General features: G+C 60.5%; 10 protein-coding genes, 1 tRNA gene and 3 pseudogenes. 10 read left to right on the plus strand and 4 right to left on the minus strand.

Annotated features, from left to right (window positions below; all coding sequences use genetic code 11):
• Positions 1–265: 265 nt before the first annotated feature.
• The 4 genes and pseudogenes from AB4N42_RS08015 to AB4N42_RS08030 all read left to right on the plus strand — a co-directional run.
• Positions 266–952, plus strand: a pseudogene (locus AB4N42_RS08015) (PAS domain-containing protein); the annotation flags it as partial.
• A gap of 108 nt (positions 953–1060) precedes the next feature.
• A pseudogene (locus AB4N42_RS08020) lies at positions 1061–1492 on the plus strand (methyl-accepting chemotaxis protein); the annotation flags it as partial.
• A gap of 95 nt (positions 1493–1587) precedes the next feature.
• The gene (locus AB4N42_RS08025; RefSeq protein WP_217860336.1) at positions 1588–2142 is read left to right on the plus strand and encodes a DUF2975 domain-containing protein; all 555 of its coding nucleotides are present in this window, start codon (positions 1588–1590) and stop codon (positions 2140–2142) included.
• A gap of 7 nt (positions 2143–2149) precedes the next feature.
• Positions 2150–2383 carry a helix-turn-helix domain-containing protein gene (locus tag AB4N42_RS08030; RefSeq protein ID WP_258648279.1) on the plus strand — a complete coding sequence of 78 codons (234 nt, stop codon included), beginning with the start codon at positions 2150–2152 and terminating at the stop codon, positions 2381–2383.
• Here AB4N42_RS08030 and ggt read toward each other — a convergent pair.
• Both ggt and AB4N42_RS08040 read right to left on the minus strand, forming a co-directional pair.
• Positions 2365–4203, minus strand: coding sequence for a gamma-glutamyltransferase (gene ggt / locus AB4N42_RS08035; RefSeq protein ID WP_431144508.1), 1839 nt, complete (start codon positions 4201–4203; stop codon positions 2365–2367). The genes AB4N42_RS08030 and ggt overlap by 19 nt on opposite strands.
• A gap of 107 nt (positions 4204–4310) precedes the next feature.
• On the minus strand, positions 4311–5111 hold the full coding sequence (locus tag AB4N42_RS08040; protein WP_181289754.1) for a helix-turn-helix transcriptional regulator: 801 nt from the start codon (positions 5109–5111) through the stop codon (positions 4311–4313).
• Positions 5112–5236: 125 nt separating this feature from the next.
• On the opposite strand from AB4N42_RS08040, the gene AB4N42_RS08045 reads away from it, so the two are divergent.
• Complete coding sequence (locus AB4N42_RS08045; RefSeq protein WP_198796233.1) at positions 5237–6058, plus strand: carbon-nitrogen hydrolase family protein; 822 nt, start codon at positions 5237–5239, stop codon at positions 6056–6058.
• Positions 6059–6279: 221 nt separating this feature from the next.
• On the plus strand, positions 6280–7605 hold the full coding sequence (locus AB4N42_RS08050) for an APC family permease (protein ID WP_198796234.1): 1326 nt from the start codon (positions 6280–6282) through the stop codon (positions 7603–7605).
• Between the two features lie 128 nt (positions 7606–7733).
• On the opposite strand, the gene AB4N42_RS08055 is transcribed toward AB4N42_RS08050, so the two are convergent.
• Together AB4N42_RS08055 and AB4N42_RS08060 are read right to left on the minus strand one after the other, a co-directional pair.
• A tRNA-Met gene (locus tag AB4N42_RS08055) sits at positions 7734–7810 on the minus strand.
• Positions 7811–7913: 103 nt separating this feature from the next.
• Positions 7914–9971 (minus strand): methyl-accepting chemotaxis protein, encoded by a 2058-nt coding sequence (locus AB4N42_RS08060; RefSeq protein WP_431144511.1) that lies wholly within the window; start codon positions 9969–9971, stop codon positions 7914–7916.
• A gap of 322 nt (positions 9972–10293) precedes the next feature.
• On the opposite strand from AB4N42_RS08060, the pseudogene AB4N42_RS08065 reads away from it, so the two are divergent.
• The 4 genes and pseudogenes from AB4N42_RS08065 (at position 10294) to AB4N42_RS08080 (ending at position 15263) form a co-directional block, all read left to right on the plus strand.
• Positions 10294–11513 (plus strand): annotated as a pseudogene (locus tag AB4N42_RS08065) (MFS transporter).
• 478 nt (positions 11514–11991) lie between these two features.
• The gene (locus AB4N42_RS08070) at positions 11992–14157 is read left to right on the plus strand and encodes a methyl-accepting chemotaxis protein (RefSeq protein ID WP_198796237.1); all 2166 of its coding nucleotides are present in this window, start codon (positions 11992–11994) and stop codon (positions 14155–14157) included.
• 70 nt (positions 14158–14227) lie between these two features.
• Positions 14228–14671 carry a DUF3592 domain-containing protein gene (locus AB4N42_RS08075; RefSeq protein ID WP_198796238.1) on the plus strand — a complete coding sequence of 148 codons (444 nt, stop codon included), beginning with the start codon at positions 14228–14230 and terminating at the stop codon, positions 14669–14671.
• 4 nt (positions 14672–14675) lie between these two features.
• A complete protein-coding gene (locus tag AB4N42_RS08080; RefSeq protein WP_181289747.1) occupies positions 14676–15263 on the plus strand; it encodes a hypothetical protein in 588 nt (195 codons plus the stop codon).
• Positions 15264–15359: the final 96 nt, after the last annotated feature.

The raw sequence follows: 15359 nt of genomic DNA on the forward strand, positions 1-15359 counted from the left end.
AAGCATCGGCGGTCAGGCGCAAACAATAGAACAATCCAATGACCATGGGAGACGGAGCGGCGTTCGAGCACGACCTGATTATTTTCCAGACCGACCGGCGGCACTCTTTAGAAAAAGATCGCCGGGCCGATGGCAAAGGGAATAGCAGAATTTCTCCTGCCTGCCGGAGCTTGCCATGTTCAACAATCGCCTGAAGCAGGAGCTGCTTGCTCTTCGCCAAGAACTTTCCAGTCTCATGCAAGTGAAAGAGAGCCTGGACCGTGAAATGCTCGGCCTGACCCTGGATGCGGAAGGCCGGGTGCAGTCGGTCAATCAGAACTTTCTCGACGATATGCATTACAAGAGCCAAGACCTGATAGGGCGATCCATCGAAGACTTGGTGCCGGCCTACCTGAAGTCCAATGAATTCCAGATTCGTTTCAAGACCGCGCTGACCCGCGGTGAGCACTTCTCCGGGGCCGTTCGCCTGACAAGAGGCGATGGCAAAGAGGCCTGGTTGCGCTCGATCCTTCAGCCGGTGCGCAATGCTGAGGGACGAGTTCGTTATTTTTCGATGTACTCCAACGACCTGACCCGCACCATCGAAAATTCCCGCGAGCATGAGAACCTGATCGGTGCCTTGGTGCGTTCGACGGCGGTGATTGAATTTGACCTGGGCGGACACGTCCTGACCGCCAACGACCGCTTCCTCAATGCGATGGGTTACAGCCTGGCGCAGATCAAGGGCAAGCACCATCGTACATTTTGCGAGCCCGAGGAATACAACAGCCCGGCCTATCAACATTTCTGGAAGCGCCTGAACAGCGGCGAGTTCGTTGCCGGACGCTTCAAGCGTATCGACAGCAACGGCCGCGAGGTGTGGCTGGAAGCGTCCTACAACCCGGTGGTCGATGCTAACGATCGCCTCTACAAAGTCGTCAAGTTCGCCACCAACATCACTGACCAGGTCAATCAGGAAAAAGCCGTCGCCGATGCTGCCAACATTGCCTACAGCACCTCCCTGCAGACCGACAATAGCGCCCAGCGCGGCACTACCGTCGTGACCCAGGCCGTGGACGTGATGCGCGACCTCGCCCGGCACATGCAGACCGCCGGGCAAGGCATCGAAGCGCTGAACGAGCAATCCCTGGTGATTGGCACCATCGTCAAGACCATCAGCGGCATCGCCGAGCAGACCAACCTGCTGGCGCTCAACGCCGCCATCGAGGCCGCCCGGGCTGGTGAACAGGGCCGGGGCTTCGCCGTGGTGGCCGATGAAGTGCGGCAACTGGCTTCGCGCACCAGCCAGGCCACCGATGAAATCGTCGGTGTGGTCCGCCAGAACCAGGACATGGCCCGCAATGCCGTGGCGCTGATGACCGACGGCCAGCACCAGGCCGAACAGGGCCTGGCCTTGGCGGCCGAGGCGGGGAGCGTGATCGTCGAGATTCAGGATGGGGCGAAGAAGGTGGTGGATGCGGTGAGCCAGTTTGCCAATCAATTGTCGACGTAATGTGTTTCAGATTATTGTTATGCGCCAATTAATTATCGTAAATTGATAATTAATTGGTTATGTTTTGGGCTCCTTTCGTTCTGTTGGAGCCACACATGCCTTCGAATCGCCTTGCTCTTTATAGCCAACGCATGGCTGCCGTTACGCTGATCTTTGTTGCTGCCATGATGATTATCAACGCTGTGATCTGGCTATTCCCTGATATCGAATCAGAGTACGGCCTGGGTTTTTCGCTGTCCCGACGTATGTTGTCGAGTCTGTCCGAGGACGCAATGTCGATGACTGGCTGGCAAAGCCTCGGCGCGATCCTCCTGTCGAGTATCCCGTTGTTGGCGCTGGCGGCAGGGTTGGTCAATTTGCGGCAGCTCTTCAACCGCTATGCGCAGGGACAGTATTTCTCCAGCGAAGCTGCCAATCTGCTGGGCAAAGCCGGTCGTGCAGTAGCGCTATGGGTGTTTCTGGATTTCCTGTGCGAACCGCTGCTGAGCCTGTGGGTTACGATGAATGCCCCCGCCGGCCAGCACATACTGAGCATCTCCATTACCGCACCTTCTTTTGTCGCTTTGTTTATTGCCGGGTGCATTGCGATCATCGCCCGGATATTGTCCCAGGCCAGTGAAGTCGAATCAGAAAACCGAACTTTCGTTTGAGATACCCATGCCTATTGTTATTCAACTTGATGTGATGCTGGCGATGCGCAAGGTCAAGTCCAAGGACCTTGCCGCCGCCATTGGCATCACCGAGGCCAACCTTTCCTTGTTGAAGCAAGGAAAGGTCAAGGGCATACGCCTGGCGACCCTTGAAGCCATTTGCGGCTATTTGCATTGCCAGCCTGGAGACCTGCTGGTTTACCAGCCGCAAATCGAGCCTGATCAGTCGCCCAGCGCTTGACCTTCGCGCCTTGGATCGGCCCCGCCAGCCAGCGAGGCTTTTCCTTGTGCATCACGCACTCGGACAATCGCCTGGGTGCCGCTGGTCATGTCGATTTCGCCCACCGTGTGGCCTTTGTCTTTCAAGGCCTGGACCAGCGCCGGGCTGAACTGCCCTTGTTCCAGCTCGGTCGCGCCATTACGGCTGCCGAAATTGGGGAGGTTGATAGCGGCTTGCGGATCGAGGTTCCAGTCCAGCAGGCCGATCACCGACTTGGCGACGTATTCGATGATCTGCGAGCCTCCTGGAGAACCGACGGCAGCCAGCAGTTCGCCATTCTGACGGTCGAACACCAGCGTCGGCGCCATGGACGAACGCGGGCGTTTTCCGGGTTCGACGCGGTTGGCGACTTTCTGCCCGTTTTCTTCGGGTATGAACGAAAAGTCAGTCATCTGATTGTTGAGCATGAAACCCTGGACCATCAGATGCGATCCGAACGCCGATTCCACGGTGGTGGTCATCGACACGGCGCCGCCCTGGTCATCCACCGCCACCACTTGCGAGGTGGAAATGCGCAGCGGCGAACGGTCCGGCGCGTAGGCAACCTGGATGCCCGGCGGCGTCCCGGGTTTGGCTACGCCCATGCTGCGCGGGCCGATCAGGTTGGCGCGGCTGGCCAGGTAGCCCGGATCGACCAGCCCTTTGACCGGCACCGGGACAAAGTCCGAGTCGGCGACATACAGGGCGCGGTCGGCGTAGGCCAGGCGTTCAGCTTCAGCGATCAGGTGCACCGCTTCGGGTGCGGGCTCGATGCCGGCGGGTTTGTCGGACGTGTGCGGCTTCAACGGCGCGAGTGCCCAGCGGGCGTCACGATGTTCGAGGCTTTCCAGCGTCCCGAGGATCTGTGCCACGGCGATTCCACCCGACGACGGTGGCGCCATCCCGCAGACTTGCCAGCGTTTGTAGTCGGTGCACAACGGCGCACGTTCCCGGGCGGCATAGCCCTTGAGATCTTTCAGTGAAAGGCTGCCGGGGTTGGCGTGACCCTGGACCTTGGCGACGATCTCTTCGGCGACTGGCCCTTCATACAAGGCATTCGGCCCTTCGCTGGCAATGCGTTTGAAGACACGAGCCAATGCCGGATTCTTCAGCAATGTGCCGGCGGCCTTGGGGCTGCCATCGGCGTTCAGGAAATACGCGGCCATGTCGGGCGAGCCTGGCAACGAAGCATCGGCCGCGATCATCGAGTGCAACCGTGGAGAAATCTTGAAACCCTGGTCCGCCAGGGCAATTGCCGGTTCGAACAACGTCGCCCACGGGAGGCGGCCATGCTTGCGGTGGGCCAGCTCCAGCGCCCGCAACACGCCCGGCGTGCCCACCGAGCGTCCGCCGATCTGCGCGGCGGTAAACGGCATGGGTTTGCCGTCGGCCTGAAGGAACAGCTTTTCGCTGGCGCCGGCCGGGGCGGTTTCGCGACCGTCATAGGTGCGCACCGCCTTGCCGTCCCACAGCACAATGAACGCACCGCCGCCGATGCCGGAAGACTGCGGCTCCACTAGCGTCAGCACCGCTTGCATCGCAATCGCCGCATCGATGGCCGAGCCGCCGCGCCGCAACATTTCCCGGCCAGCCTCGGCAGCCAGCGGGTTCGCCGCGGCGGCCATGTGTTTATCTGCGTGGCGAGTCTGCAGATCGGTGCGGTAGCCGGAAGCGATCTCCGGTGCGCTGGGCAAGGGAGGCGTGGAGGAGAGCGGAGTCTTACAGGCGGCGAGTGTCAGGGCGACAGCCAACAGCGAAACGGCTGACAGGCGATTAAGATTCGGTCTGAGGTCTGAAAGCACGTGTCGCTCCATCCGTGGGCCAGGGATATTGAGGCCGACTGTAGCGATACGAGGCGTGGGGTGCAAATCAGTGGGGGAGGCGGTTCGGCTTCGCCCCACAGGAAACGTCAGGCATTCTGCGCCTGGAGGAAAATCGAAAACAGCTCGGATTGGGACTTGATCCCCAGCTTGCTGTACATGTGTTTTTTATGGACTTTCACGGTTTCGGCAGAGATTTCCAGCTTGCGGGCGATTTCCTTGCTTGAGCAACCACTGAGCATCAAGCGTCCGACATCCAGTTCCCGTGCGGTCAACTGTGTGCCTTTGAGCTGTTGCACCGACGCTTCCAACTGCACGCGCCAGTCGACCTGCGGTGGCGCTGGCGCCAGCGCCACCACTTCGTTGATTTCGTAAGGCAGGCGCTGGCGCAACAGGCCGAGCACCCAAGGCTGGATCAGCGACAGCAAGGCAAGCTGCTGGCCACTGAACCGCTGCTTGCTGCCCAACGACAGGCACAGCGTGCGATCGCCTTCGAGCTGGCAATTGAACTGGACTTCGTCGGATACAACGTTCAGGCGAAAGTAACGCTGGTAATACTCGGTCAACTCGAAATGTTCCGGTGCCACTTCCGACAGGCGATACAGCCCGGTGCGCGACTGCTCGCGACAAGCGATGTAGAACGGATCGAGCAGGTACAACCCGCGCAGATAGTCCTGGAACAACTGATCGGGGCTGCCATCCGCGCCCGGGCATTCGGCAAAAACCTGCGGGCGTTGATCGGCGCTGAAAAGCAGTGCCACCCAACTGTCGAAGGGTACGTACTGATCCAGCAAACGGACCAGCTGCGTCCAGAAATTGGGCTTGTCCAAGGCGTCGATCAGTTGCCCGACCGAGCGGTGCCACGCGATGTCGTCTAATGAAAGTGTCATGCCTCTACCCCTATCGGGTTACCCCAGCGGCGTGATTTCCCGGCCCTGGGCTTGCTGCGCATACTGGCGCACAGACACCGTCCGGGCAATCTTTCCGCCAGCCTGGTCAAGAACAAGGAATACCCATGAAAGTCGAACTCGCCCAATTGGCGGGCCGTGATAACGACACGACCTACAACCTGGAACGCGCGCTTGCGGCGATTGCCGCCTGTGCTGCCGACACGCAAATGATCGTGTTTCCCGAAACCCACCTGATGGGCTTTCCGTCGGTCGAGACGTTGGCCGAAACCGCCGAGCCGCTGGACGGACCGACCGTCAGTGCGGTGCTTGCTGCGGCCCGGGAACGTGATATTGCCGTGGTGATCGGCGTGGCCGAGAACGATCGCGGCCGTTTCTACAACACCACGCTGTTGATCACACCAGAGGGCATTGCCCTGAAATATCGCAAGACGCATCTCTGGGCGTCGGATCGCGGAGTATTCGAGGCCGGTGACCGTTACGCGACATGCGAGTGGAATGGTGTGCGGGTCGGCCTGCTGATCTGCTACGACATCGAATTCCCGGAAACTGCCCGCGCCCTGGCGCAATTGGGGGCCGAGCTGCTGATCGTCACCAACGGCAACATGGACCCCTATGGCCCGACTCACCGCACCGCGATCATGGCCCGCGCCCAGGAAAACCAAGCGTTTGCGCTGATGGTCAATCGCGTGGAAGAGGGCGATGGCGGGTTGGTGTTTGCAGGCGGCAGTGCGTTGGTCGACCCGCTCGGCACCTTATTGTTCGAGGCGGGGCGTGATCAAGGCCAGTTCTCGGTGGAACTGGACCTGAACCAGCTGACGGCGGCGCGGCGTGATTACCGGTACCTCGATGATCAGCGGCTGAAGATGCCAGGGGAGATTGTCGAGCATGCCTGCGGAGTGCGGGAGCTACTGATTCCTTCGCGTTGATCCTGATCCTGTGTTGCCGGGGCTGACGCCTTCGCGGGCAAGCCCGCTCCCACCCGGTTGTAAGAATGCCCGAGATCCAATGTGGGAGCAGGCTTGCCCGCGAAGAGGCCCTGACAAGCAACACATTCCTGTTGGCCAAAACCAGAACAACAACGTAACACCCGAAAACCTTGTGCCGAACTCGGCTCTGCCATAAATCTAATAATTCGGAGTAGTCGCTCATGGCTCATTTGCAACGCACCCTGTCACTGGGGTCGGTGGTGCTGTTCGGCATCGCTTACATGACACCGATCATTGTTCTCGGTACCTTCGGCATCCTCGCGCAATCCACTACAGGCATGGTCCCCGCCGCTTACCTGGCGGCATTGGTGGCGATGTTTTTCACCGCGATGAGCTACGGCCGAATGGCTGCGGCGTTCCCCGTCGCCGGTTCGGCCTATAGCTACGTGCGCAAGGCGATCAGCCCGAAACTGGGTTTCATCGCCGGTTGGGCGGTATTGCTCGATTACCTGTTCCTGCCCATGGCGATCTGGCTGATCGGCGCGGCCTACCTGCACTCCGCGTTCCCGGCCTTGCCACAGTGGCTCTGGGTGCTGGTGTTCATCGGCGTTACGAGCGCGATCAATATTGTCGGTCTGAAATTGGCCAATGGCATCAACGCGCTGTTGATGCTGGTGCAGTTCCTGGTCCTGGTCGCCTTCGTTGCGCTGTGCGTCCATTACGTCGCAGGGGACGCGAGCACACCGTTGTGGTCGATCAAGCCGTTCTTCAACGGTGACATGCAGATGCCGCTGATCATGAGCGGTGCAGCTATCGCTTGTTATTCGTTCCTCGGGTTTGACGCGGTCAGTACCTTGACCGAGGAAACCCGCGACCCGCGCCGTACCATCCCGCGAGCGATCATGCTGATTACCCTGATCGGCGGATTGATCTTCGTCAGCGTGTCGTACTTCGTGCAGATCGCGCACCCGTCGTTCCAGTTCGACAGCGTCGACGCGGCGGCCTACGAAATTGCCCGCAACATCGGTGGCGACCTGTTCGTGTCGATCTTCCTGATCGGCCTGATCGTCGGCCAGTTCGCGTCGGGGCTGTCAGCCCAGGCCAGCGGCTCGCGGCTGTTGTTCGCCATGGGCCGTGATGGCGTGCTGCCAAAATCGTTCTTCGGTACCTTGCATGAGCGCTTTGGTACGCCGGTCAACAGCATTCTTTTATGCGCCGTGGTCGCTTTGCTGGCGCTGAAACTGGACGTCACTACATCAACCTCATTCATCAACTTTGGCGCGTTCCTCGCGTTCAGTCTGGTGAACCTGTCAGTGATCTTTCATTACTGGATTGGAGCAGAGAGGAAGGGGCTGCGTGAACTCGTGCTGTTCCTGCTGTTCCCGTTTATCGGCCTGGCGGCGGATGTATGGCTGATGGTCAGCCTCGATCACTCAGCAATCTACCTGGGCCTGAGCTGGCTGGCGATTGGCGTGGTGTACCTGGCGGTGCTGACCGGAGGCTTCCGTCGCCAGCCACCGGAGATGGATTTCCAGGAAGCCGCGTAACTCCTTGCGCCCCGTGGGATCAGTTGAAATCTTGCGGGGGCATTCAGGGAACCCCAGAAACAAGAAAGCCCGCACTAGGCGGGCTTCTTGTTGTTCAAAGACATTCAAGAATGTCTTTGAACAGGACTTGGTGGCTACACAGGGACTTGAACCCCGGACCCCAGCATTATGAATGCTATGCTCTAACCAACTGAGCTATGTAGCCAAGTGGCGCGCATTATTCCCTTGCGGTGGAGATGTGTCAAGCGCAAACCTAAAATATTTCTTTGCACTTTCAACCGCTTATCCGCCCTCGCTGCAAATGCCCGTCAGCTGAGTTGAAATCTCCCTGTGTTTGCACTCAAGGCCTGGCTGCCTTGGCTCAAGGTATCCGCCGCCAGGTTCACGGCGCGGGCGCCTTCGAGCAGGCGCATGGCGGCCTGGTCGACCTGCTGGATATTGCCGCTGACTTCGTCAGCCGTGCTGGCTTGCTCATCAACCGCAGTGGCGATCTGCGCCAGGGTATCGGTCACGCTTTGCACGGCGCTGGCAATTTCGCCGAGGCGTTCACCAAGGCCGGTGACCGCTTGGGCGTCGGTCTGGGCCTGGCCGCAGGCCGCTTCCATCAGGCTGACGGCTTCGTTGACCGTCGCGCGCAGGCTGTCGACGGTGCCGGCGATCTGCTGCGTGGAGGACTGGGTGCGTTGCGACAGGCTGCGCACTTCGTCGGCCACGACGGCGAAGCCGCGGCCCTGTTCTCCGGCGCGAGCGGCTTCGATGGCGGCGTTGAGCGCCAGCAGGTTGGTCTGCTCGGCGACGCCGCGAATGGTGTCGACCACCAGTTGGATCTGCTGGCCCTGTTCGCTGACCCGGCCCAGCGCGGCGGCGGTCTCGTTGAGCCGCTGGTTGAGCTGCTGGATGCTCGCCGTGGTGCGTTGGCTGTCGCGGCTGCTGTCGGCCGCGATGCGGCGGGTCTGCTGGGCGCTGTCTGACGCCTGTTCACAACTTTTCGCGACGCCTTGGGAGGTCGCGGCCAGTTGTGTCGCGGCGGCGGCAATCTGGCTGATCTGCATCTGCTGCGCCTCGACTTCACCCAGGGCGCCGCTGGAATGCGTGTTGAGGGTGCGCACGGCATCGCTCAGTTGCAGTGTTTCGTGATCCACGCCCAACAGGCTGTTGCGCAACTGGACCACGGCGACATTGAGGGCGGTGCTGATCGCCGCCAGTTCGTCCCGGCCCTGCACCGGCACTTGCAGGCTCAGGTTGCCATCGCGCAAGGCTTCGGCCAGCAGGGTGATGCCACTGGCGCTGCGGCGGATGGATGCTTGCAGGCAAACGAAGAGATACAGCGCGGCCAGCAGCAGGCAGCCGAGCACTACGGCGACCAAGGTGAATTGGCGGATAGCCGAGCCATGATACTGGTCCAGCCGAGTATCCAGCGCCACCAATGACTGCTGGCGCAGGGTCGCGAGGTCGGCGAGGAGGGCGTCCATGTGTTTCTCGAAGCCTTCCGGCTTGAGGTTGATGGAACCGCCGAACACGCCGTCATCCAAGACTTTCAAACCGCTGTCGAGATTCTTGAGGCTACCTTGGAATTGACCAGCCCAGCTTTGCAATTCGCTCGGCAGGCGGGTTTCCAGAAGGGCACCGGTCTTGACCAACTGGTCCCGTGCGTCGCCAATGCGGCTGCGCAGGTCACGCAGTTGCAAGCGGCTCTGCAGCGTGAATTGGCCTGACACCACCGAGGCTTGGCCGACGCTGGCCAGGCGCCCGACACGTTCGATCAGGTCGGGTGTCTGCTGGGTCGAGATTTGTGTCAGCAGATAGGTTTCCAGCCAGGACGCGAGCGTCAGGCGATTGTCCATGACGATCTGTTCGCGCAGGGCTTGCAACGCGCCAAGGGCGGCGGTGAAGCGGTCATAGCCGTCCGGCCACCAGCCCACGCTGCCCAGGCTTTTGGAATCCAGGCCGTTGAGGCTGGTTTGCAAAGCCTGGTAGCGGGCGAGGGTGTCGGCTTCGGCGCCTTCGGTTTGCAAAGTGGCGCCCAGGTCGGTGGCGGCCTGGTTGAGCGCCGGCTGCACGGCGTCGAACGCCGCCATGGCGGCCAGCGTCGCGGGAGTGGGTTGTCGATTGGTTTCGGTGGCGCGCCAACGGGCCGCGCGATTGCGCTGGGCGGTCAGCAGATTGTCCAGGTTATCCAGCGCCAGCAATTGACGCACCCCGGCGCGCTCCCCGGAAATCAGGCTGAGCTTGTCGCGGTAATCCTGGCCGATGAGCCACAAGCTGCCCATGAGCGGCAGGATGAATAACAGGAACAACAGCTGGAATTTACGGGCGAAACCAAAATGCCCCAGCAACCGGATCCCCGGTGATAGAAAAGCCTGCATGCCCATACTCCCCTGAACACCCTTGCACCGAATTTGTGCGTTTTTACACAGGTGCTGAAACGGGTGTCCTCTTAAAAGGCCTCGAAAGCTTGTCCAGGCTGGCTCTGTAGGCCTGCTCTGTAGCGAAACTTCCCATTCTCGATCCCCTTTGTAAGGGGATCACGTCTTAGAGCATTAGCAAGGCAAGATTCAGACCATGGCGTTGCGCTATCACCTTGTTTTTTATAGGTCGATAGCAAGCTAAGGGGATAGCCTTGCCACGGTGAAAAATGGCACATTGATGCGCCTGCCTCGTGCACCCACCCGCCGTATGGAAACTCCCATGGCTATCAGCAATACCCAGGCCGACATGACGTCGGCAGCCGCGACGCCCCAAAGCAGCCCACTGGTCATGCGCATCATTGGTGCGGTGGCGCTGGCGCATCTGATCAACGACCTGATCCAGGCGGTCTTGCCGTCGATCTATCCGATGCTCAAGGAGAGCTACGGCCTGACATTTACCCAGGTTGGCCTGATCACGTTGACCTTTCAGCTCACCGCTTCGCTGCTGCAACCCTGGGTGGGTTATCACACCGATCGGCATCCCAAGCCCTGGCTCCTGCCGGCATGGGAACGGTGTGCACATTGGTCGGCATCGTGATGATGTCGATGGTGGGCAGTTTTGCCTTGATCCTGCTGGCCGCCGCGTTGATCGGCATCGGCTCGTCGACCTTCCACCCCGAAGCGTCGCGGGTGGCCCGGCTGGCTTCCGGGGGCCGCTATGGCTTGGCCCAGTCGACTTTCCAGGTGGGCGGTAACGCCGGCTCTGCCTTCGGCCCGCTGTTGGCGGCGGCGATCATCATCCCTTACGGGCAAGGCAACGTGGCCTGGTTCGGCCTGTTCGCGCTGTTTGCCTTGTTCGTGCTGTACCGCATCAGCCGCTGGTACGCCAACCACCTGAACCTGTTCAAGCTCAAGCAAGGCCAGGCGGCGACCCACGGGTTGTCCAAGGGGCGTGTCCTCAGTGCGCTCGTGGTGCTCGGGCTGCTGGTGTTTTCCAAGTACTTCTACATGGCCAGTTTCACCAGCTACTTCACGTTCTACCTGATCGAGAAGTTCGACCTGTCGGTGGCCTCTTCGCAGTTGCACCTGTTTCTGTTCCTAGGCGCGGTGGCGGCGGGAACGTTCTTTGGCGGCCCGATCGGCGACAGGATCGGGCGTAAGGCGGTGATCTGGTTCTCGATCCTCGGCGTGGCGCCATTCACCCTGATCCTGCCTCACGTCGACCTGCTGTGGACCAGCATTCTCAGCATAGTAATCGGCTTCATCCTGGCCTCGGCGTTCTCCGCGATCGTGGTGTATGCCCAGGAACTGGTGCCGGGCAACGTCGGGATGATCGCAGGCGTATTCTTCGGCCTGATGTTCGGCTTCGGCGGGATTGGCGCCGCGCTGCTGGGGCATCTGGCAGATATTCGTGGCATTGAATACGTGTACTGGCTGTGCTCGTTCCTGCCGTTGTTTGGGGTGTTGGCGATCTTTTTGCCCAGGACAAAAAAGGCCTGAGCAGCCTCCAGCCAGACGGCTCGGTGTTCTTGGGAAACACCGAGCTCTTGGCGGCTCGAGTCATGAATAACCGGTACTAAAGTCTCGATCTACATGAGCCTTAAGTTGGCTCTTGTACAAATACCGCTCGTGCTAATTTGCCTGCGTGGCAAATGGTTGGAATGGACTCTGCGGCAAATATCCAGGGGTCGCTTTACGGTGACTGGATAGCGGATTCACATTCTTTCCGCGAAGGCCTTCGTTTCCGGAAGTCTTCGGCTCCTGACGTTGAATGTCCTTTATCGTCCCTCGGACGCATAGAGTGAATCTGCGCGCCATCTCCCCACGTTCAACCAATAACCAGCTGTATCGCCATGCCCGGCCATCCACTTCGGTGCATGACGTAAGCAGCGTCAGTCGTATTCGCCGAGTCGTGCACGCGGTGGCTGCCGCATGTTCTTCATGGCGGCGCGAAAAATAGAATCGGGTGGGGAATGATATGAAGTTCACGTCGTTGCAGGCACGCATTTGTGTCACGGCGGGCGCATGCCTGTTTGTTTCGTCTGTCAGCCTGGTTGTCTACGGGCTCTTTACTGCCCGGTCGAATGAGCAATATGTCGCGAGCGAGGTCAGTGCGCTGGTTGAAAAATCAACCATCCGGGAAATCCAGAACCTGGCCGAATCCCGTGCCAACGCCATCCAGGCCAAGCTGCAGAATGCATTGGATGCAGCACGCACAATGGCCAATACTTTTGCCGCCAGCAAGGCTTCGCAAAGCCCCCTGGCATTGGGCCGTGAACAGATCAACAGCGTGCTGCTCAATGTGCTCAAGGACAACCCTGACTTCAACGGCACCTATTCCTGCTGGGAGCCGAATGCGCTGGACGGGCAGGACCCCGGGTTCCGCAACGCACAAGACGGCAACAACCCCGTGACCGGACGTTTTACGCCTTACTGGACGCGCAGCGCCGATGGTCATGTCGCGGTGCAACCGTTGGTCGAGTATGACTCGGCCGACCGCCATGCCAATGGTGTGCTCAAGGGCGGGTGGTACAGCGGCCCGCGCGACACCCTGAAGGAAAGCGTGTTGGACCCCATTCCCTACGTGGTGCAGGGGAAAAATGTCTGGCTGACCACCTTGTCGGTGCCCATCGTCTCCGAAGGGAAATTCTACGGGGTGGTTGGCGCTGACTTCGACATCGCCTTCATCCAGAAACTCAGCGAGCAGATGTCTGCCGACCTCTATGGCGGCAAAGGCACGGTATCGATCCTGAGCAACCAGGGGCTGGTGGTCGCGGACAGCCAGCGTACCGACCTGATCGGCCAGCCTATCAAGGCCCTCTTGCCCGATTCCTGGGAAAAGGTGCTAGGCGATATCCAGGGCGGTCGAGGGGATGGCCTGCTGAATGCGCAAACCCAGAATATCGAAGTGCTGATGCCGATTGTGCTCGGCCGTACCGGCAAACCCTGGGCGGTGTTGATTCGCCTGCCCAAGGCCGTGGTCATGAGCCAGGCCATCGCCTTGGAGCAGGAGCTGCAGGCGCGCAGCCTCGACAACAGTATCTGGCAGGTGTCGGTAGGGTTGGTCATTTCATTGTTGGCCCTGGCCGCCCTGTGGTATGCCGCCGCCAAGATCGTCGGGCCGATTCGCGAGGCGGCTGCCTTGGCCGCGACCATCAGCCTCGGGGATTTTTCGCGCCGACTGGTGCAGCAGTCCGAAGATGAAGTCGGGCAGTTGTCGGCCGCCCTGAACGATATGTCCGAGAGTCTGCAACGGCAGGTGAGGGTGGCGGAGCGCATTTCCGAAGGTGACCTGGATCTGCAGGTCCGGCTGTCTTCGCCCCAGGACACGTTGGGCAAGTCGCTGGAGAAAATGGTCAGCAACCTGAACCAGTTGATTTCCGAAGTTCAGGCCAGCGCCACCCAGATCACCGGCAGCTCGACGCAGGTGACCGACCTGAGCCAGTCACTGTCCGAGGGCGCCTCCAATTCCGCCTCGTCCATCACCGAGATCAGTGCGGTGATGACGCAAATGGCCGCCCAGACCCGGGACAACGCCGCCAATGCCAAGAAAGCCGATGAGCAATCCCAGGCTTCACGCGCCGATGCGGGGGAGAGCGATAAGCTGATGAGTGAGCTGATCGCCGCCATGGCCGAAATCGATAACTCGGGCAAGGACATCACGGCCATCATCACCACCATCGATAACATTGCCGCGCAAACCAACCTCCTCGCGCTCAATGCGGCGATCGAGGCTGCGCGGGCAGGTGAACTCGGCCGTGGTTTCGCGGTGGTGGCGGACGAAGTGCGCAGCCTGGCCGCCCGCAGCGCCGAGGCGGCCCAGCAGACAGCTGCGCTGATCGCCGATTCCTCGAGCAAGACCCAGCGCGGCATGATCATCGCCGGCCGTACCGCCGAATCGCTGAAGAATATCGTCAGCGGGACCAGCGAAGTCTCCAGCCTGGTTTCGCTGATCTACCAGGCCTCCAGCGAGCAGGCTTCAGGCTTGCAACAGGCGAGCATCGGGCTCGAACAGATCGACGAGGTGACCCAGAAGAACCAGTCGAACTCCCACGAATGTGCCATCGCCGCCAAGGATCTCTCCGAGCGAGCCTCGTTGATGCAGCGTGTGCTTGGGCGGTTCAAGGTGAAAGTTTCAAGGTAAAAAAAGGTCAGCGGGGAGGCTTTTTGCTATCCTGCGGGCCCTTCTTCACGGACGAATACCGAGACCTGCCATGGCTAACGACACGCCGTCACGCATCGGACAGACACTGCTGGGATTGCTTTTCGCGCTGATTGGCATTGGTTTGTTGGGCGCCGCCTTCAATCTGGCGCTCGATCGGCGCGAGTTTCTTGCTCGCGCCGAAATGGCTGATGGCATTGTCAGCCACTTGAATGCCGGTGGTTCGCATCCCGAGATCGCCTTCACCACCGCAAGCGGCGAAAAGATTTCCTACCCTCAGGGCGGCTTTATCTTCGGTTATCAGAAAGACCAGCCGGTGCGGGTGCACTATTCGCCCGAGCAGCCGGCCGGCAGCGCCATCGTCGATGATCGGGGTGCCTTGTGGGGGACCTCGGCATTATTGGGCGGCATCGGTTTGGTATTCACTCTGGTAGGACTATTGAAAGTCACCCGCCAGCGCGGTCGCGGCGCGGCTCATTCACTTAAAGGACTTTGAACGCATGAGCTACAACATCCCTATTCCGGTCAATGAAAGTCGTTGGCAATACCAGACCGCCAGCGGTGGCGGTCTGACCGTGGTCATGGTGGCGGGCAGCGGCGGGTCGATCATCCTGCGTTCGCCCCAAGGCGAGGACGTCAGCTACCGCTATGGCGGCGTCGGCGTGGGTGTCGGATTTGGTGCGCGGCTGCCGCGTTTCGGCAAGATCAATATCCAGATCAAAGGCAAGGGCGTAAGTGGGGCGGGTGCGGCAGAGGCGTTCCCCAGCACCGGCAAGGTGTTTGTCAGCGATGCCCTGGTCGATCGCGACCTGACCAGCGACGACATCACCGGCCCTTGCATGTACACCGAAGTGGGCGTGGGCCTGGTGGTCGGTGGTTCGGCCACAGCGCTGCTGTTCGGACTCGATCCCAAGCTGTTGGCACTGTCGGTGGCCTTGAGCTCCAATCCGGCGACCTCGCTCATCGCGTCGACCACGGTCAACCGGCAACTGGCACGTTCGGCCAAGGGCGCAGTGGTCATGGCCGGCGTGAACGCCGGTCTGCAGGCCGGTGGCGGCGCGGCGATCTACATGGGCTATCTGTTCTAGTTGCGGCTGGGCGCAGGTAACGTCCGGACAGGATTCAGTGCGTCTGGATAAGGATTGATACCCGGCGCTCGAACCCAAGCCGTGCACGCAGCAGTG

This window comes from Pseudomonas sp. H2_D02, from assembly GCF_054677635.1.

What these genes read in the sequence shown, in the direction of transcription:
- AB4N42_RS08025 (WP_217860336.1), top strand. Translation starts at nt 1,588, where the DNA reads ATGCCTTCGAATCGCCTTGCTCTTTATAGCCAACGCATGGCTGCCGTT.
- AB4N42_RS08030 (WP_258648279.1), top strand. Translation starts at nt 2,150, where the DNA reads ATGCCTATTGTTATTCAACTTGATGTGATGCTGGCGATGCGCAAGGTC.
- AB4N42_RS08040 (WP_181289754.1), bottom strand. Translation starts at nt 5,111, where the DNA reads ATGACACTTTCATTAGACGACATCGCGTGGCACCGCTCGGTCGGGCAA.
- AB4N42_RS08045 (WP_198796233.1), top strand. Translation starts at nt 5,237, where the DNA reads ATGAAAGTCGAACTCGCCCAATTGGCGGGCCGTGATAACGACACGACC.
- AB4N42_RS08050 (WP_198796234.1), top strand. Translation starts at nt 6,280, where the DNA reads ATGGCTCATTTGCAACGCACCCTGTCACTGGGGTCGGTGGTGCTGTTC.
- AB4N42_RS08060 (WP_431144511.1), bottom strand. Translation starts at nt 9,971, where the DNA reads ATGCAGGCTTTTCTATCACCGGGGATCCGGTTGCTGGGGCATTTTGGT.
- AB4N42_RS08070 (WP_198796237.1), top strand. Translation starts at nt 11,992, where the DNA reads ATGAAGTTCACGTCGTTGCAGGCACGCATTTGTGTCACGGCGGGCGCA.
- AB4N42_RS08075 (WP_198796238.1), top strand. Translation starts at nt 14,228, where the DNA reads ATGGCTAACGACACGCCGTCACGCATCGGACAGACACTGCTGGGATTG.
- AB4N42_RS08080 (WP_181289747.1), top strand. Translation starts at nt 14,676, where the DNA reads ATGAGCTACAACATCCCTATTCCGGTCAATGAAAGTCGTTGGCAATAC.